This is a genomic window from Frigoribacterium sp. CFBP 8751 (assembly GCF_014841545.1).
In the GTDB taxonomy this organism is placed as follows: Bacteria; Actinomycetota; Actinomycetes; order Actinomycetales; family Microbacteriaceae; genus Frigoribacterium.
In genome coordinates, this window is the sequence record NZ_JACYUB010000001.1 from 1018108 (window position 1) to 1036501 (window position 18394).

13 protein-coding genes and 1 tRNA gene are annotated in these 18394 nt (G+C 70.9%); 12 read left to right on the forward strand and 2 right to left on the reverse strand.

The window, feature by feature from the left end; genetic code table 11:
- Positions 1-2: 2 nt before the first annotated feature.
- The 10 genes from mfd (at position 3) to IFT88_RS04970 (ending at position 12439) form a co-directional block, all read left to right on the forward strand.
- Complete coding sequence (gene mfd, locus IFT88_RS04925) at positions 3-3614, forward strand: transcription-repair coupling factor (protein ID WP_043597878.1); 3612 nt, start codon at positions 3-5, stop codon at positions 3612-3614.
- A gap of 2 nt (positions 3615-3616) precedes the next feature.
- Complete coding sequence (locus IFT88_RS04930; RefSeq protein WP_192119172.1) at positions 3617-4495, forward strand: MazG nucleotide pyrophosphohydrolase domain-containing protein; 879 nt, start codon at positions 3617-3619, stop codon at positions 4493-4495.
- Positions 4496-4803: 308 nt separating this feature from the next.
- Positions 4804-5385 (forward strand): TetR/AcrR family transcriptional regulator, encoded by a 582-nt coding sequence (locus IFT88_RS04935; protein ID WP_043597881.1) that lies wholly within the window; start codon positions 4804-4806, stop codon positions 5383-5385.
- 229 nt (positions 5386-5614) lie between these two features.
- The gene (gene hisS, locus IFT88_RS04940; RefSeq protein WP_192119174.1) at positions 5615-6856 is read left to right on the forward strand and encodes a histidine--tRNA ligase; all 1242 of its coding nucleotides are present in this window, start codon (positions 5615-5617) and stop codon (positions 6854-6856) included.
- 102 nt (positions 6857-6958) lie between these two features.
- A complete protein-coding gene (gene eno, locus IFT88_RS04945) occupies positions 6959-8239 on the forward strand; it encodes a phosphopyruvate hydratase (RefSeq protein WP_043597801.1) in 1281 nt (426 codons plus the stop codon).
- Between the two features lie 85 nt (positions 8240-8324).
- Positions 8325-8882, forward strand: a complete 558-nt coding sequence (locus IFT88_RS04950) for an FtsB family cell division protein (RefSeq protein ID WP_056229150.1) — start codon at positions 8325-8327, stop codon at positions 8880-8882.
- Positions 8879-9436, forward strand: a complete 558-nt coding sequence (locus IFT88_RS04955; RefSeq protein ID WP_192119176.1) for a DUF501 domain-containing protein — start codon at positions 8879-8881, stop codon at positions 9434-9436. The genes IFT88_RS04950 and IFT88_RS04955 overlap by 4 nt, the downstream gene beginning before the upstream one ends.
- A 5-nt stretch (positions 9437-9441) precedes the next feature.
- Positions 9442-10689 (forward strand): S8 family serine peptidase, encoded by a 1248-nt coding sequence (locus IFT88_RS04960; RefSeq protein ID WP_235472300.1) that lies wholly within the window; start codon positions 9442-9444, stop codon positions 10687-10689.
- 39 nt (positions 10690-10728) lie between these two features.
- The gene (locus tag IFT88_RS04965; protein ID WP_192119178.1) at positions 10729-12288 is read left to right on the forward strand and encodes an FAD-dependent oxidoreductase; all 1560 of its coding nucleotides are present in this window, start codon (positions 10729-10731) and stop codon (positions 12286-12288) included.
- A 77-nt stretch (positions 12289-12365) separates the two neighbouring features.
- Positions 12366-12439: transfer RNA gene (locus IFT88_RS04970), tRNA-Leu, on the forward strand.
- A 684-nt stretch (positions 12440-13123) separates the two neighbouring features.
- On the opposite strand, the gene IFT88_RS04975 is transcribed toward IFT88_RS04970, so the two are convergent.
- Positions 13124-15352, reverse strand: a complete 2229-nt coding sequence (locus tag IFT88_RS04975; RefSeq protein WP_192119180.1) for an Ig-like domain-containing protein — start codon at positions 15350-15352, stop codon at positions 13124-13126.
- A 217-nt stretch (positions 15353-15569) separates the two neighbouring features.
- Here IFT88_RS04975 and IFT88_RS04980 point away from each other — a divergent pair, with 217 nt between their 5' ends.
- Together IFT88_RS04980 and IFT88_RS04985 are read left to right on the forward strand one after the other, a co-directional pair.
- Complete coding sequence (locus IFT88_RS04980; protein WP_043597810.1) at positions 15570-16151, forward strand: LemA family protein; 582 nt, start codon at positions 15570-15572, stop codon at positions 16149-16151.
- 25 nt (positions 16152-16176) lie between these two features.
- Positions 16177-17082, forward strand: a complete 906-nt coding sequence (locus IFT88_RS04985) for a M48 family metalloprotease (RefSeq protein WP_192119182.1) — start codon at positions 16177-16179, stop codon at positions 17080-17082.
- Here the strand turns inward: IFT88_RS04985 and IFT88_RS04990 are convergent.
- Positions 17079-18341 carry a winged helix-turn-helix domain-containing protein gene (locus tag IFT88_RS04990; protein ID WP_342212066.1) on the reverse strand — a complete coding sequence of 421 codons (1263 nt, stop codon included), beginning with the start codon at positions 18339-18341 and terminating at the stop codon, positions 17079-17081. The two genes, IFT88_RS04985 and IFT88_RS04990, sit on opposite strands and share 4 nt — an antisense overlap.
- Positions 18342-18394: the final 53 nt, after the last annotated feature.

The following is an 18394-nucleotide window of genomic DNA, read 5'->3' on the forward strand; positions in this document are numbered from 1 at the left end:
GGGTGATACTCGCGGGCTTGATCCAGGCGCTCTCGCGCGCCTCCACCTTCTCTGCCGCCCTCGACCGGGCCGCACGCAGCACCGACTTCTCGGTCGTCGACGGCCTCCGCGTCCCGTTGCTCGCGGGGCTGCTCGACCGTCGCGAGGGTCCGCAGGCGATGCTGGTCGTCACCGCCACGGGCCGCGAGTCCGAGGCGGTCCGGGGGTCGCTCGACAGTTACCTGCCCGAGGCCGAGATCATCGAGTTCCCGGCGTGGGAGACCCTGCCGCACGAACGCCTCAGCCCCAGCGCCGAGACGGTCGGCAAGCGCATCCACGCCCTGCGACGCCTCGCCACGTGGCAGCGCGAGGCGGCCGAGGCGCCCGGCTCCGTGCGGCCGATCGTCGTCGTCGCGGGCGTGCGTGCCGCTCTCCAGCCGCTCAGTGACAACCTCGTCGAGCTCGACCCCGTGCGTCTCACGGTCGGCGAACGCGGGCACGACCTCTCGGGCATCGCCGTGCACCTCGTCGACCTGGCGTACGCCCGGGTCGACATGGTCACCCGTCGGGGCGAGTTCGCCGTCCGGGGTGGCATCCTCGACGTCTTCCCCCCCACGGCCGAGCACCCCGTCCGCGTCGACTTCTTCGGCGACGAGGTCGATCAGATCCGTCGCTTCTCGGTGGCCGACCAGCGCAGCCTCGACGGCGAGGTCCCCTCGGTCGAGCTGCCGCCCAGCCGCGAGATGCTGCTCACCGAGGCGGTCCGCCAACGGGCACGAGAGATGCAGCACGAGTTCCCCAGCCTCTCCCAGATGCTCGCGAAGATCGCCGAGGGCATCCCGGTCGAGGGCATGGAGAGCCTGGCGCCCGCGCTCGTGCACCGGCTGGTGCCGGTGACGCACTATCTGCCGGCCGGCGCCTCCGTCGTCGTCCTCTCGCCCGAGCGGGTGGTGTCGCGCGCGCAGAGTCTGGCCGAGACCAACCGCGAGTTCCTGTCGGCCGCCTGGAACGCCGCGACCGCCGGTGCCGAAGCGCCGATCGACCTCGACTCGGGCGACTTCCTCAGCCTCCGCGACCTGCGCGAGGCGGCCGGCGACAGGTCCTGGTTCACGATGAGCGGCTTCGACTCGGGCGAGGTCCTGTCCGACGACGAGGCCGTCGCGTCGGCCGGTGACTACGTGCGGGTCGACGCCGCCGTCGTGCCGAGCTTCAGCGGCCACGCCGAGGGAGCCCTCGAGCACGTCGTCGAGCGCGTGCGTGACGGCTGGTCCGTCGTCGTCACGGCACGCGGCGTGGGCCTCGTCGAACGGGCCCGCGACGTGCTCGCCGAGCGCGAGGTCGCCGCCCGACTCGAAGAGAACCTGCCCGACAGGCTCGAACCCGGCGTCGTCCATCTCGTGGCCGGTGGCGTCGAGGCCGGATTCGAGCTGTTCGAGTCCAAGATCGCCGTCCTCGGCGAGTCCGACTTCTACGGCCGTTCGGCCAACTACGACTCGCGCCAGGTCAAGAAGCTCGCCACCCGACGCAAGAACGTCGTCGACCCCTTGCAGCTCAAGCCGGGCGACGTCGTCGTGCACTCGACCCACGGCATCGGCAAGTTCCTCGAACTCACGAGTCGCGAGGTGTCGAGCGGCGGGAAGAACGCCGTCAAGCACTCCCGCGAGTACCTCGTCCTCGAGTACGCACCCTCGAAGCGCGGCTATCCCGGCGACAAGCTCTACGTCCCGACCGATCAGCTCGACCTGCTCAGCCGTTACGTGGGTGGTGAAGCCCCGTCGCTCAGCAAGATGGGCGGCGGTGACTGGGCGGCCGCCAAGGGCAAGGCGCGCAAGGCCGTCCGCGACATCGCCGTCGAGCTCGTCAAGCTGTACTCGGCCCGCATGGCGAGCAAGGGTCACGCGTTCCCACCCGACACCCCCTGGCAGCGCGAGCTCGAAGAGGCCTTCCCGTTCGCCGAGACCCCCGACCAGCTCACGACCATCGACGAGATCAAGGCCGACATGGAGCGCCCGATCCCGATGGACCGCCTGCTCTCGGGTGACGTCGGCTACGGCAAGACCGAGGTGGCCGTCCGTGCCGCGTTCAAGGCGATCCAGGACGGGAAACAGGTCGTGATGCTCGTGCCGACGACCCTGCTCGTGAAGCAGCACTTCGACACGTTCACCGACCGCTTCGCCGGGTTCCCCGTGCACCTCCGCAGCCTGAGCCGGTTCCAGACCGCGAAGGAGTCGAAAGAGACGATCGCCGGGCTCGGTGACGGCACGGTCGACATGGTCATCGGCACGCACCGGCTGCTCAGCGAGAGCATCTCGTACAAGGACGTGGGCCTCGTCATCATCGACGAAGAGCAGCGTTTCGGCGTCGAGCACAAGGACGCCCTCAAGAAGCTCAAGACGAACGTGGACATCCTGGCCATGTCGGCGACCCCGATCCCGCGGTCGCTCGAGATGGCCGTGACGGGCATCCGCGAGATGTCGACCCTGGCCACGCCGCCCGAGGACCGCCACCCGATCCTCACCTTCGTCGGCCCCGAGAGCGACCGCCAGAAAGCCGCGGCGATCCGGCGCGAGTTGCTGCGCGAGGGACAGGTGTTCTACGTGCACAACCGCGTGTCGAGCATCAACCGCATCGCGGCGCAGATCGCCGAGCTGGTGCCCGAGGCCCGCGTCGCCGTCGCCCACGGTCAGATGGCCGAGTCGACGCTCGAGCAGGTCATGGTCGACTTCTGGGAGCGCAAGTTCGACGTCCTCGTCTCGACCACCATCATCGAGACCGGCCTCGACATCGCCAACGCGAACACGTTGATCATCGACCGGGCCGACAAGTACGGCCTGAGTCAGTTGCACCAGCTCCGAGGTCGCGTCGGCCGAGGCCGGGAGCGCGGCTACGCGTACTTCCTCTACGACGCCGACAAGCCGCTCAGCGAGACCGCGCAAGACCGGCTCGAGACGATCGCCGCCAACAACGAGCTCGGCGCGGGCATGCAGGTCGCCCTGAAAGACCTCGAGATCCGCGGCGCCGGCAACCTGCTCGGCGGCGAGCAGTCCGGGCACATCGCCGGTGTCGGCTTCGACCTGTACCTGCGCATGATCGGCGAGGCCGTCAGCTCGTTCCGCGGCGACGTCGCCGAGGGACAGACCGAGCTGCGCCTCGAACTGCCGGTCGACGCCCACGTGCCCGAAGAGTACGTCGAGAGCGAGCGACTGCGCCTCGAGGCCTACCAGAAGCTCTCGACGGCGAGTTCGCCCACCTCGACCGACGAGCAGATCGATTCGGTGCTCGACGAGCTCACCGACCGCTACGGCGAGCCCCCGGCGCCCGTGCTGGCCCTCATCGAGGTCTCGCGTCTGCGCCGTGCGGCCCAGAAGGCCGGGCTCAGCGAGGTGGTCGTCATGGGCAGCAACCTGCGCGTCGCGGGCATCGACCTGCCCGACAGCATGCAGGTGCGCCTGCAGCGCATGTACCCGGGTGCGCGGTGGTTCGCGCAGGCGAACGCCGTCAGCGTGCCCTTGCCGCGCGCTCACGGGCAGTCGCCGAGCGACGACGAGCTGATCGTCTGGGTCGAGCAGCTGCTGTCGGCGATCTACTCCGCCCCGGTCGCCCGTCCGGCGACCGACACGGCCGCGGCGAACTGACCGTGTCGGCCCGGCGGGCGGGCGGCGCCCCGGACGACCAGGCGCGGGGCGGCCTCGAGCCCGGGGCAGGTGTCCGGCTCGACGAGCTCGTCGGCGTGGTCGACGCCCTCCTCGCCGACGAGGGCGGGTGCGCCTGGAACAGGGCGCAGACCCCTCGATCCCTCGTGACCTATCTCGTCGAAGAGACCTATGAGCTCGTCGAGGCGATCGAGGACGGCACCGTGGACGACCTCCGGGAAGAGCTCGGGGACGTGCTCTACCAGGTGGTCTTGCACAGCGCTCTGGCTGCGCGCGCCTCCTCGGGGTCGTTCGAACTCGCCGACGTCGTCCGCGACGTCGCCGAGAAGGTCGTCCGGCGTCATCCTCACGTGTTCGGGGCCGACCGGGCCGACGGCGTCGACGACATCGTCCGGCTCTGGTCGGCGGCGAAGGCGGTCGAGAAGTCGCAGCGGACGAGTGCCTACGACGGTGTCCCGGTCGGGCAGCCGGCTCTCGCCCGGGCTCAGAAGCTCGACGCGCGTCGGGCCTCCGCGGGCGCGGCACGGCCTGCGTCGGATCATGCGCCGACGGTGACGTCGGGCACGGACGTCCCCGTCGCCCGGGCCGAGTCGAGTGAGCTCGCGTGGGGCAGGGCGCTGCTCGCCCGGGTCGACGAGGCCACCGATCACGGCATCGACGCCGAGCGTGCCCTCCGGGCGGCCGTGCGCGAACGCGAGACACTGCTACGGCGAGATGAGGCGGGACCAGCCCGAGAAGGACGGGCCGAGGGGCGACGGGCCCGAGGGGAACAGGCCGAGAACGGATCGGCCGAGAACGGATCGTCCGAGCACGGGGCGTCTGACGCAGCCCCGGTCGAGCAGGTGCCCCCTCAACCCGAATGAGGGGGCACCTCGGCGTCGCCTGCTCAACCCGAATGAGCGGCGAGGCCGGCGCTCGTCCACCAGCGGATCGGCCCGAGGGGCAGCGACCCGGCGGAGATCGAGTGTTGTCCTCAATGTAGAGGGTGATTGCTGACATGTCAAAAGACGACATGTCGGTCTACTCGTCGTCCGGTTCGACGGTGTTCGGCGGGGCAGCGAGACCGTCGATCGGCCGACCGGTCGGCCACGGCAGACGTCTGTTATGGTCCACTACGACGACGGCGACCGCGCAGGGCGAGTACGACTCGTCGGCACGAAGGAGCGGCACCATGCCTCGCAAGCCTGACCCCACCCGCAAGCCCGAACTGCTCGGTCAGATCCTCGAGCACCTCCGGGGTCGCTCCCTCGCCACCGTGTCCTTCCGAACCCTTGCCGAGGCCCTCGGGGTCAGCACGTACGTCTTCGTCTACCACTTCGGCAACCGGGCCGAGCTCGTCGCCGAGATCGTCCGTGCCGTCGTCGCCCGCAACGACGGACTGCTCGCGGTCGCGGTCTCCGAGCTCGATCGTGAGGCGTTCGGCAAACACCTGGCGAAGGTCTGGCACGACGTCTCCACCGAACGGGGGCGCGATCTGCATCGCCTCGAGCTCGAGGCGGCCCTGCTCGAGACCGTGGCGGGCGAGGCCGATGGCACTGCGCGCGGGACCGTCGGCCGGTGGGTCGACCACGTCGCCGACTGGCTCTCGGCGAACGGAGTCGCGGCAGCCGAGGCCAAGGTCGCGGCGCGGGTCTTCGTCGACGCGTTCTTCGGTCTGCAGTACGACGCCATCGTCTCGGGTGACGGGCGTCGAGCGTCTGCGGCCTACAAGGAGTCGGTCGAGACCCTGGTCTCTCGCGTTCCTCGCGACTGACCCAGCCTGGCGCGGGTCTCGGTTGGGGTCTCCGGTGAGGCGGAGCCGGGCCGAACGCATGGCGCCCGACCCGGCCCGGGCCCTCACCGCAGGGAAGGGAGGGCCTCGAGGTGTGACCGGCACGCAACCCGATTCGCGCCGACCACCCGAGAAAACCATAACGTAGAATGTGACATGCCTGCAACTCGGCACGACCTCGGGGGCTCGGCGTCTCTGGGATGATGTCCTCATGCCGACCCCCGTCAACCCGCCGCGCGGCATGCGCGACCACCTGCCCGCCGACAAGAGGCGCCGCGAGGGCGTCCTCTCGGTCATCCGGGGCGTCTACCGCTCCTACGGCTTCGACGAGATCGAGACCCCCGTCGTCGAAGAGAGCTCGCGCCTCCATTCGGGTCTGGGGGGCGACAACGAGAAGCAGGTCTTCGCCGTGCTCCGGCGCGGCCTCGACCTCGACGACCTGCGGTCGGCCGAGAGCGTGCTCGGACTCGCCGATCTGGGGCTCCGTTTCGACCTCACGGTGCCGCTCGCACGCTTCTACGCGTCACACCGAGCCGAGCTCCCGACGGTCTTCCGCTCCGTGCAGATCGCTCCGGTGTGGCGGGCCGAGCGTCCGCAGAAGGGGCGCTACCGCCAGTTCGTCCAGTGCGACATCGACGTCCTGGGCGAGGCCGGGCCCCTGGCCGAGATCGAACTGATCCAGGCCACGACCGCCGTGCTCGACGCCCTCGGTCTCACCGGGACGACGATCCGCGTGAACGACCGCCGCATCCTGCTGGCGATGCTCGCGCACTGGGCCGTGCCCGAGGCGCTCACCGACCAGGCGCTGATCGTCGTCGACAAGCTCGACAAGATCGGCGTCGACGGAGTCGTGGCCGAACTCGTCGACCTCGGCGTCACCACTCCCGGTCTCGGCGAGGCGCTCACCCAGCTGGCCGACGCGTCCTGGGCCACCGGCGAGGCCGACGACGCTCCGTGGCTCGACCGCGCGGCCTTCGCCGACCTGGTCGCGCTGCGCGAGGCACTGCCGGGATCGACCCTCGAGTTCGATCCGACCCTGGTCCGTGGCATGGGCTACTACACGGGCACGATCTTCGAGATCGCCCACCCCGACGTGCCCTACTCGCTCGGCGGTGGCGGTCGCTACGATGGCATGATCGGCCGCTTCCTCGGCAGCGACGTGCCCGCGGCCGGTTTCTCACTGGGATTCGAACGCCTCGTCGACCTGGTGACGCTCGAGGCCGACGGCGACGAGGGTCTCGCGCTGGTCTACGACAAGAAGGTCGAACCGGTCGAGCTGCTCGCCCTCCAGCGTGCGCTCCTGGCGGGCGGTGAGCGACGCGTACGCCTCGAGAAGAAGGCCAAGAACTTCACCAACCAGCTCGACGGCCTGGCGGCGGCGGGCTTCGGCCGGTTCGTGACCGTGCGCGGGGGCGAGTCGGTCGCCGACCTCGAGGTCCGCACGATCGGCTGACCGCCTCCCACCGCTCCTCGCCACGAACCAGAGCAGGAGGCGCGGCTAAGCTGGGCCGCGGACCTCGCGTCCCCAGACGAACGACTACTAAGGAGCTCTCCAGTGGCAGCAATCGACGCCGTAGGCGCCCGCGAAATCCTCGACTCGCGGGGCAACCCCACCGTCGAGGTCGAGGTCTTGCTCGAGGACGGCACGGTGTCGCGTGCGGCCGTCCCCTCGGGTGCATCGACCGGGGCCTTCGAGGCCTACGAGCTGCGTGACGGCGACAAGAGCCGTTACCTCGGCAAGGGCGTGCTCAAGGCCGTCGCCGCCGTCATCGACGAGATCGGCCCCGAGGTCGAGGGTCTCGACGCCACGGACCAGCGCCTGATCGACCAGGCCATGATCGAGCTCGACGGCACCGACAACAAGAAGCGCCTCGGCGCGAACGCCATCCTCGGCGTCTCGCTGGCCGTGGCCCGTGCGGCGGCCGACTCGGCCGACCTGCCCCTGTTCCGCTACCTCGGCGGGCCGAACGCGCACACGCTGCCCGTCCCGATGCTCAACGTGATCAACGGCGGTTCGCACGCCGACAGCAACGTCGACATCCAGGAGTTCATGATCCTGCCGGTCGGCGCGTCCTCGTTCGCCGAGGCGCTGCAGTGGGGTGCCGAGACGTACCACGCCCTCAAGAGCGAGCTCAAGGCCAAGGGCCTCTCGACCGGGCTGGGCGACGAGGGTGGCTTCGCGCCGAACCTGGACAGCAACCGCGCCGCGCTCGACCTGCTGGTCGAGGCCATCACCAAGGCCGGCTTCACCCCCGGCAAGGACCTCGCCCTGGGACTCGACGTGGCGTCGAGCGAGTTCTACTCCGACGGCAGCTACACCTTCGAGGGCGAGAAGCGCGACTCGGCCTTCCTCGCGAACTACTACGCCGACCTCGTCGCGTCGTACCCCCTCGTCACCATCGAGGACCCGCTCGACGAGGACGACTGGGAGGGCTGGGCCCACCTGACGAGCGAGATCGGCTCGAAGACGCAGATCGTCGGTGACGACCTCTTCGTCACGAACCCCGAGCGCCTCGCCAAGGGCATCAAGGCCGGCGCCGCCAACTCGATCCTCGTCAAGGTCAACCAGATCGGCACGCTGACCGAATCGCTCGACGCGGTGGCGCTCGCCCAGCGCAGCGGCTACACGACCGTCCTCTCGCACCGTTCGGGTGAGACCGAGGACACCACGATCGCCGACCTCGCCGTCGCGACCGACGCGGGCCAGATCAAGACCGGCGCACCCGCCCGCAGCGAGCGCGTCGCGAAGTACAACCAGCTCCTCCGCATCGAGGAAGAACTCGGCGACGCCGCGGTCTACGCCGGGTACAGCGCTTTCCCGCGCTTCTCCGCCTGACGCGACCCGCGCCTCCTCGGGGCCCGTCCTGCTCGTGCGGGGCGGGCCTCCGTCGTTCCCCAGAGACGTCGTTTAGGCTCGTCGCATGCCCCGTGAGACCGCGAACCGCCGTGTGCCGGTGACCCTGCCGACCGGCGAGACGCCGACGGGCCACTGGCTGCGCTCCATCCGGTTCTCGGGATTCAGCGTGCTCATGCTGGTCATCCTCGTCATGTTCGTCGTCATCCTCGCCCCCTCGCTGCGCACCCTGATCCAGCAGCAGCAGCAGATCGCCGCCCTTCAGGACGACGTCCGGCAGCAAGAGCAGTCCGTCGACGAGTTGAAAGAGGACGTCGCGCGGTGGAGCGACCCGGCGTACATCGAGGCGCAGGCGCGTGATCGCCTGCTCTACGTCTATCCCGGCGAGTACAGCTACCTCGTGATGGGCGACGACGCGGCTCAGACCTCCGGCACGGCTCCGGGCACCGGTACGACGATCAGCGATTCGCTGCAGACGCCCCAGGTCGACTGGGTGGCGGCCATGACGGCCTCGGTGCTCGACGCCGGCCTGAGCGACGAACCCGCGACCGAACTCGTGGCCCCCGACATCAGCGGCAGCCAGGTGCCCGCCCCGACCTCCGAGCAGACAGGCGGCACGCCGTGACCACGCCCCCCTTCGACCCCGTCACCGACCACGACGTCCGCGTCGTGACGGCCCAGCTCGGGCGTCCCGCGCGCGACGTGATCGGCATCGCCGCGCGCTGCGTCTGCGGTGCACCCACCGTCGTGGCGACGAGACCTCGTCTGACCGACGGCACGCCCTTCCCGACGCTCTACTACCTGTGCCACCCCGGTGCCACGGCTGCCGTGTCGACCCTCGAGGCCACCGGGGTGATGGCCGAGTTCACCGACCTCCTCGAGTCCGACCCCGCGCTGCGGAGCCGGTACCAGGCCGCCCACGAGGCCTACCTGGCCGACCGTGAGGGCATCGAGCACATCGACGAGATCGATCACGTCACGGCGGGCGGCATGCCCGAGCGGATCAAGTGCCTGCACGCCCTCGTCGGCCACTCGTTGGCCGCCGGGCCGGGCGTCAATCCGTTCGGAGACCTCGCCCTCGAGCGCGCGTCGTGGAGTCCCGACGTGTGCCGGTGCCCCGACTTCCTGGCCGACGACCAACCGTCCGTCGCCGCTTCCGCGATCCGCGGGGGAGCCTGACGCGCGTGCGCCGTTCCGGGGGGTTCGTGGTGGCGATCGTGCTGGGGGCCCTTGTCGCGGCCGTCGTGCCGGCGTCGGCGGCGTCGGCCGATCAGGTGCGAGACGCCGAGTACTGGCTCGCCGACTACGGCATCCAGCGGGCGTGGCAGACGACACGTGGTGCGGGGACGACCGTGGCGGTGATCGACACCGGTGTCGATTCGTCGGTGCGTGAACTCCAGGGCGCCGTCGTCGGCGGCACGGACGTCTCGGGGCTCGGCTCGCCCGACGGCCAGACGCCGGTCGGCGAGGACCCCAACCACGGCACGCTGGTCGGATCGATGGTCGCGGGCCGCGGCACCGGGTCGGGCGACGGTGTGATCGGTGTCGCGCCCGAGGCCGACCTGCTCTCGGTGTCGGTGGGCTTCGGCTCGACGGCCGTGGACTCCGACGACCAGATCGCCCGAGCCGTGCGCTGGGCGGTCGATGCCGGGGCGGACGTCATCAACATGTCCCTCACCCGCAACACGCTCGACTGGCCGACCAGTTGGGACGACGCCTTCCTCTACGCCATGCAGCACGACGTCGTCGTCGTCGCGGCGGCCGGCAACCGCGGCAGCGGGACGACCGAGGTGGGTGCACCGGCGACGATGCCGGGCGTCCTGACCGTCGCCGGGGTGGACCGGCAAGGAACGGCGAGCTTCGACGCGTCGAGTCAGGGCATCACGATCGGCGTGGCCGCTCCCAGCGAAGACCTGGTGGGTGTCGGTCCCGGCGACGTCCACTACAGCTGGAGCGGCACGAGCGGGGCCACCCCCCTCGTCGCGGGCATCGTCGCGCTCGTGCGCAGTGCCCACCCCGAGCTCGACGCCGACGACGTCATCAACCGAGTGGTGGCGACGGCCACCCCGAAGGGCACCACGACCCCCGACCCCCTGTACGGCTACGGGCTCGTCGACGCCGCGGCGGCCGTCACCGCCTCGGTGCCAACGGTCGCCGAGAACCCGATGGGCGACCTGGCCGAGTGGATCAGGGTGCACCGGCGAGCGGACGTGCCGGCGCCGTCGGCGCAGGCGTCGAACCCGGCCGTCGAGGCGCCCGTGCCGACGCCGGTGACCGATCCGGGTCAGCCGTTGGCGGTCCTGCTGCCCACCGTCGAGACCATGAGGTCCACGGGCATCCCCTTGATCGTGTTCACGGTCTTCGGCGGAGCGGCCGTGCTCGTCGCCGTCGGCGCGGTCCGCCAGTTCAGGCGTGCGCGGCGGTCGGGGTAAGGTCGTCTGCGACACCCCCACCTCAAGGAGACATTCGCCGTGCCCAAAATCCTGATCGTCGGCGGCGGCTACGCCGGTTTCTACACCGCCTGGAAGCTCGAGAAATGGCTGCGCGCGGGTGAGGCCGAGGTCACGATCGTCGACCCGTTGCCCTACATGACGTACCAGCCGTTCCTGCCCGAGGTGGCCGCCGGCTCGATCGAGCCGCGCCACGCGGTCGTCGCCCTCCGACGCCACCTCAAGAAGACGAACGTCGTCACGGCGAAGGTCACCGGCGTGGACCACGCTTCGCGGACCGCCACCATCACGCCCGAGGTGGGCGACGCCTGGACGATGCAGTACGACCAGATCGTCATGACGGCCGGTGCCGTGTCCCGCACCTTCCCGATCCCGGGCGTGGCCGACGAGGCCATCGGCCTCAAGACCATCGAAGAGGCCGCCGCGATCCGCGACAAGGTGCTCACGAACTTCCAGAAGGCGGCGAACCTGCCGGCCGGTCCCGAGCGAGACCGTCTGCTCACGGTTGTCGTCGTCGGCGGTGGCTTCGCCGGCATCGAGGTCTTCGCCGAACTGCGCAGCTTCGCCAGCGACCTGCTCAAGAACTACCCCGACCTCACCATCGACGACACGCACTTCCACCTCGTCGAGGCGATGGGCCGCATCATGCCCGAGGTCTCGCTCGAGACGAGCCACTGGGTGCTCAAGAACCTCGCCGAACGCGCCGCCACGGTCCACCTCGACACGCAGCTGCAGTCGGCGGTCGGCGGCAAGATCGAACTCTCCACCGGTGAGTCGTTCGAGTCCGACCTCATCGTCTGGACGGCCGGCGTCATGGCCAACCCGATGGTCCGCGGCACCGACTTCCCGCTCGAGCAGCGCGGACGCATCACCGTCAAGGCCGACCTGCGCATCGTCGACGGCGAGACCGTCGTCCCCGACGCCTGGGCCTGTGGCGACGTCGCCGCCACCCCCGACCTCACCGGGAAGGGCGTGGGCGGGTTCTGCGTCCCGAACGCCCAGCACGCCGTCCGCATGGGCAAGCGCCTCTCGAAGAACATCGTCGCGTCGCTCCGCGGTGAGGGCCTCGTCGACTACAAGCACGAGAACCTCGGTGCCGTCGCTGGCCTCGGTCTGAACGTCGGGGTCTTCCAGAGCGGCAAGTTCGCCATGAAGGGTTTCCCGGCCTGGGCCGCCCACCGTGGGTACCACGGCATGGCCATGCCGTCGTTCGAGCGCAAGTTCCGCGTCGTGGGCGGCTGGTGGAACAACTTCTGGTTGGGGCGCGACATCGTGTCGCTCGACAACCGTGAGCGTCCCCGCGCGGCCTTCGAAGAGTTCGCCTCGCGTCCCAAGCCGGCCGTCGAGACGCCCGCCGAGGCGACCGCTCCCGCATCCGTCGGTGCCGGCCAGCCCGCCGGCGAGGCCGGTCCCGCGTACGCGAACCCGGTCGAGGACGACGGCACGGCGAAGAAGGGCACGGCCGAAGGGGTCGAGGCCGCTGCGAAGGCTCCTCGCAAGACCCCTGCCCGCAAGCCCGCCGCCAAGAAGACGGCGACCGGCGAGACCGCGGCAACCGACGGAGCAACCGCCTCCGAGTGACCCACGAGCACGTTCGAGACGCCCGCCCGCTGCCTGCAGCGTGGCGGGCGTCTGCGTCTCGTAGGCTGGTCGTTCGGGCCCCCGTAGCCCAATCGGCAGAGGCAGGCGACTTAAAATCGCTTCAGTCAGGGTTCGAGTCCCTGCGGGGGCACCTGCCACCCGTGGCTGCACGGGGCACCTGCCCCCGAGGTGGCACGAGGACCTGTGCCCTGAGGCTGGGGGCCCGCCCGCGCCTCCGTCCCCTTGTGGAACGCAGCCTCTCGTCGTCGACCCCGCCCGCGCCTCCTGATCTCGGCCGCGCCTGTCGCCCCGCCGCGCCCTGATGCGCCAGCCCCCGCCTCTCCAGCGCCGCGCCTCGCCGTCGCCTCCGCGCGCGTCGGCAACTCAGGAGATCGGCATGCTGGTGGGCGTGCAGCGCCCGCCGCTGTGTCGTTCTGCTGAGTTGTCGTCTGCGGTCGGGGCTCTGTCCGGCGGCCGGGACAACCGTCTCGCCCGCTTCGCCGCGCCGCTCCCGCCCCGGCCGCCTCGCCTCGCCTCGCCTCGCCTCGCCTCGCCTCGCCTGGCCTCGCCTCGCCTCGCCATGCTCTGCCTGCGGGTCGTCGGCAACTCAGGAGATCGGCGCCTTCGCGGGGCCGGCGAGCATGTTCGTGCGTCGTCCACCTGACGTGCCGACGACGGCCGTCGCAAGAGGCGCGGCGCGACCCGGGACTGCAGTCAGGGGCATCGCAGTCAGGGGGTGGCAGTCGGCAGGATCACCGTCGGCCGGACCGCAGTCGGCGGTCTGGCGTCCGGCCGGGCCACGGCACGCGTGGCCACCGCCAAGGGGCGCGTCGGGTCAGGCGTCGTCGGGAGTGATCTCGACGAACGACGTCCAGAGCCACACGGCGAGGCAGAGCCCTGCCGTGACGGCGGCGGCCACGACCGCTCCTCCGACGGGGAACGACGACGAACCGCCCGTCAGCACGGCGGCCGCCGCAGCCACGCCGACCACGCTGAGTCCGACGTGCAGCGGGCGCGACCAGGCCCAGATCCGCCGACCCGGCAGGGAGCTCAGGGGGACGAGTGCCAGCACGAGGGACCCGAGCCCGGTCAGGCAGACCGTCGCGCTCGTCTCGAGGGCCAGCTCGGTGACGAACCCCCCGGTGGCGGGCAAGGCCCCGTGGACGGCCCAGGCCGCGGCCGACACGGCCACCAGGGTGACGACCTGGACGAGCGCCAGCAGCCCGGCCTCGCGATCGTCCACCGCGTCGGTGCGGCCGTGGCGCGCCGGCGACCGGGGTGCTGCGGCAAGGCTGCCGACGAGCACCACGCCGAGCACGAGGGGCGGGTCGAGGCCGAGCAGCCGCGTGACCGCGCACGCGACGACGGCGACGAGAAGGAGGCGCGGTGACATGCGGACGCGCCCCTCGCGTTCTCGGGCACGCCCCATCAGCCGGGTGGGGACGACGACGACGAGCAGGTTGACCAGGGCGACCCCGATGACGATCCCGGCGAACAGGCGCGCGTAGCGGACCTCGTCGTCGAGGCCGGCCGCCAGCGCGACCACGGCGGCTCCGGCGGTGACGGTCAATGCGGCGGCGAGGCGGGGGTCGAGCGTGGCGGTCGAGAACGAGGTGGGGAGCTCGCGGCGACGATTGCGGCCGGTGAGCCGTGGGCCACGAGGCACCAGTCGGCCTCTGAGTGCCGTGGCCAGCAGTCGTGCCGGGGCGACGACGAGCAGCACGAACGCGGCTGCCAGGCCGAGAGCGAGTAACCACCCCGTGCCGCCCATCGTCTGGCCGAGCGAGGGCAGGTCGCGGCCGAAGGTCGTCGCGACGGCCCAGGAGTCGGTCGTCGGCGTGGCCGCCTCGGACCGGCCCCCGCCGCCGTCGCCCGGTGTGCCTCCCGAGCCGTCGCCGGGCACCGTCCCCCCGGGCGTCCCGGGAGTCGGCTCGGTCGGGACGGCAGGACCCCCGGACGCGCCGGGCCCCGGTGTCGGTGCCGGTGCGGTCGAGGACGACGGAGGCGCGGGTTGCGCGGCCGACGACGTCACCGTGATCGAGATGCCCGCGCTGGGCGGCCCGACGTTCACCGACGAGTCGATCTGGGCGGCCTGGACCACGTGCTCTCCGTCGGAGAGAGCGGCGTCGGAGGACGTGCAGCCCCATGCGCCGTCGGCGACGGTGGCCTGGCAGACGGGGGTGCTGTCGACGTACGCGGTGACGGTCGCGCCGTCTTCTCCCGTCCCCGAGAAGGTGAGGGGTTGCGTGGCGAACCGTTCGCCGGCCCGGGGCGAGAGGACGGCCGGCGCGGCGGGTGGGTCGCGGTCGATCGTGACGGTGACGCCGGTGGAGGTCGAGGACCGGGGCACGGCAGGAACGGATCCCGAGGACTGGGACGCGGTGACCGTGTACCGGCCGGTCGGCCAGGTCGTCGACGGGAGCACCGCCGACCAGGCCCCGGATGCGTCGGCCGTCACCGAGACCGGCGCCGCGCCTCCGTCGAGGGTCACGCGGGCACCCGCGAAGGCGGTGCCCGCGACCTTGCCGCCGACGGCGGGTCCGCCCTGGACCGTCGGCGGACCGAGCACCGAGAACGGAGCGCTGATCGCGTCGCCGACCACGGCCGAGTTCGTGACGTCGCGGACCGTGAGGGTCTGGTCGGCACCGTCCTCGAGTGTCACCGTGCACGACCAGGGGACGCCGGTCGTGCCTCCGGTGGGCAGGGTGACCTCACAGAGGGCCCGACTGGGGACGCGGGGGTCGAGCACCCTCACGGTGGCTCCGGACGTGCCCGTGCCGCCGACCACGACGGTGTTCACGTCCTGATCGCCGACGTCGCGGATGGTCGGTGTGACCGGAACGGGACCGGGCTGGCCGTTCGACGGGACGGGTGTGGGTGTACCCGAGGGGTTGCCTGCGGCATGGGCGCCGACGCCGACCCACAGGACGAGCGAGAGACCGAGCACGACCGCCGCGAGGGTCGACACGATGCGTCGCCCGCGTCGCGGCACGACCAGGAGCCGTTCGTCGACCGAGGTCGACGGACGCGTCGGATGCAGGGTCGGCGACTCGAACACTGTCACCCATTCAGCACGTTCTCGGGGTACAAGTCAATCCGTTGCGCGGGGGAGATGCCCGGCGGAGCGCCCGTCGGGAGTCTGCTCCGAGATCTCCCGACGGGCAGGGAGCCCACATGCAGCGCATTTATAGTGTCCAACGGGCTCCCGACGACCCGACCCAGGTCGCGGGCGACCATCCGGCGCCCGCCGTCATCGGTCCACCACCTAGGAGTGACACGTCATGCAACCGGCCACGATCGGCATCTTGGTAGCAGCAGGGATCATCGTCCTGCTCGCGGTCATCATCGGCATCTACCTCTGGGCCACCTACAACTCGTTGGTGACCCTCAAGGTGCGCGTCGACGAGGCGTGGAGCGACATCACGATCCAGCTGAAACGCCGGGCCGACCTGATCCCCAACATCATCGAGGCGGTCAAGGGATACGCCTCGCACGAGTCGTCGGTGTTCCAGAACGTGACAGCGGCCCGTGCCGAGACCATCGGGGCCGGCACACCGGCCGAGGCGTCGGCTGCCGAGGGGCACATGCAGACCGCCCTGAAGAGCATCTTCGCCGTGGCCGAGGCCTACCCACAGCTCCAGGCGAGCCAGAACTTCTTGCAGTTGCAGTCCGAGTTGGTCGACACCGAGGACAAGATCCAGGCCGCCCGCCGCTTCTACAACGGCGGCGTTCGCGAGTTCAACACCAAGAACCGCGTCTTCCCCAACTCCCTCTTCGCCAAGCGGCTGGGCTTCAGCGAGCGGGACTTCTTCGAGGTCTCCGAGCCGTCGGCGATCGCCGAACCGCCGCGCGTCCAGTTCTGATCCAGCCCGAGTCGTCCTCGACACCGTGTACTCCGCGATCTCGCGCAACAAGCGCAACACCGTCTTCATCGTCCTGATCTTCCTGGTGATCGTCGGGGCTCTCGGGTTCGCCGCGAGCGCCATCTGGAACAACGGATCGATCGGTTTCCTGGTGCTCGGCGGTGCCGCGGTGTACGCCGTGATCCAGTACTTCGCGGCCAGCGGGCAGGCACTCTCGATGAGCAACGCCCAGCAGGTCGACGGCGTGACGGCTCCGCGGCTGTACCGCACGGTCGAGAACCTCAGCATCACGATGGGCATGCCGATGCCCAAGGTCTACGTCGTGGTCGATCCGGCTCCCAACGCCTTCGCCACGGGGCGCGACCCGGAACACGCCGTGGTCGCCGCCACGACCGGCCTGCTCGAGATCATGGACGACAGCGAGCTCCAGGGCGTGATGGCTCACGAGCTCGGCCACGTGAAGAACTACGACATCCGTGTGTCGACGATGGTGTTCGGCCTCGTCGTGGCCGTGGGATTCATCGCCGACATCCTGTTGCGCATGTCGTTCTTCAGCGCGTTGTCCGGGGGGAACCGCAACTCGAACAACAACGGTGGGGGCGGCGGGAACCCGGTCTTCCTGGTGCTCGGTCTGGTGGCCATGATCATCGCGCCTCTCGCCGCGGCGGGTGTCCAGGCCGCCGTCTCGCGTCAGCGCGAGTACCTCGCCGATGCCACCGGGGCATTGACGACGCGGTACCCCGAAGGTCTCGCCCGAGCCCTCGAGAAGCTCGGTGCCCAGGGGCGGCCCATGCGGCAACAGAACACCTCGATGTCGCACCTCTGGATCAGTGATCCGATGAAGCCCGGCATGATGGACCGACTCTTCAGCACGCACCCTCCGCTCGCCGATCGCATCCAGCGTCTGCGACAGAACGCGGGGACCTTCTAGTCGAGGCGGCGGACCGCGACGTCGGCGTCGGCGTCTGACTCGGCGTGGCCGGCCAGGGGCGCTCGGAGGGCTCCTGCCAGGTCCCCGCGGTCGGCGACCTCGACCGCGCCCAACCCTTGCCAGGCGGCTGCCCGGCGCAGCGTCGTCGCGAGCCGCTCGACGTCGATGGGGAGGTCGCGCTCGCGCCACGCCGACTGCACCCGCAGGACGCCCGCCTGACGATCGCTCTTGAGGTCGACCCGCCCCACGAGCTGGTCGTCTTGCAGGACGGGCAGCACGTAGTAGCCGTGCACTCGCTTCTCGCGGGGGGTGTAGATCTCGATGCGATAGCGGAAGCCGAAGAGGCGCTCCGCCCGGGGCCGGTACCAGACCACGGGGTCGAACGGCGACAGCACGGCGTCGGCCTCGAGCCGACGGGGTACGCGGGCGTCACGGTGCAGCCACGCGGTCGCACCCCAGCCCGGCACGACCACGGGCTCGACGACTCCTTCGTCGTGCAGCTCGCGCAGGGCGGGCACGACGTCGGCGACCTTGAGGCGGAAGTAGTCGGCGAGGTCGGCGGCCGTCGCCACCCCGGAGGCGCGGGCCGCGTGGGCGACGAGGCGCCGGTGGGCCTCGTGCCGGTCGACGTCGACGGCCAGGATCTCGGCCGGCAGCACCTGTTCTGGAAGTGCGTAGACGCGCTCGAATCGACGGCGACCGGCGCTGACCAGGGCGCCGGTGCGGAACAGCGATTCGAGACCGCGCTTCACGTCGCCCCACCCCCACCACGGGCCCGTCCGGTCGGGCTGGGGGAAGAGGGCGGCGTCGGCCTCGACCAGGCTGGCAGGCAGAGGCCCCTTGTCACGGATCTCGTCGAGCAGCCAGCGTTCCATGCGCGGACTCGTGGACAGCCACGACGAGGCGTCCCCCCGCCACTTCACGTCGTAGTCGCGCATGCGCCACCGCAACAGGGGCCAGGTCGACACCGGGACGATGGCCGCCTCGTGGGCCCAGTACTCGACGTACCGCCCGCGGGGAGCGAAGGTGAGACGGTCGAGGGTCGCGCGGTCGTACGCGCCCAGGCGTGCGAACGCGGGCAGGTAGTGGCTGCGCTCGAACACGTTCACCGAGTCGATCTGCAGCAGTCCGAGACGATCGACGAGGCCGTTCAACTGCCGCGTCCCCGGGCGGGCCTGGCCGCCGACGGGCCTCCCGAAGCCCTGGGCCGCCAGGGCGACTCGACGGGCCTGGGCGGGGGAGAGCTGCTGACGGGGCACGCGGACGACTGTAGCCACGGCCACCGACAGGCGCCGCGCCTCCTGCCGTCGAC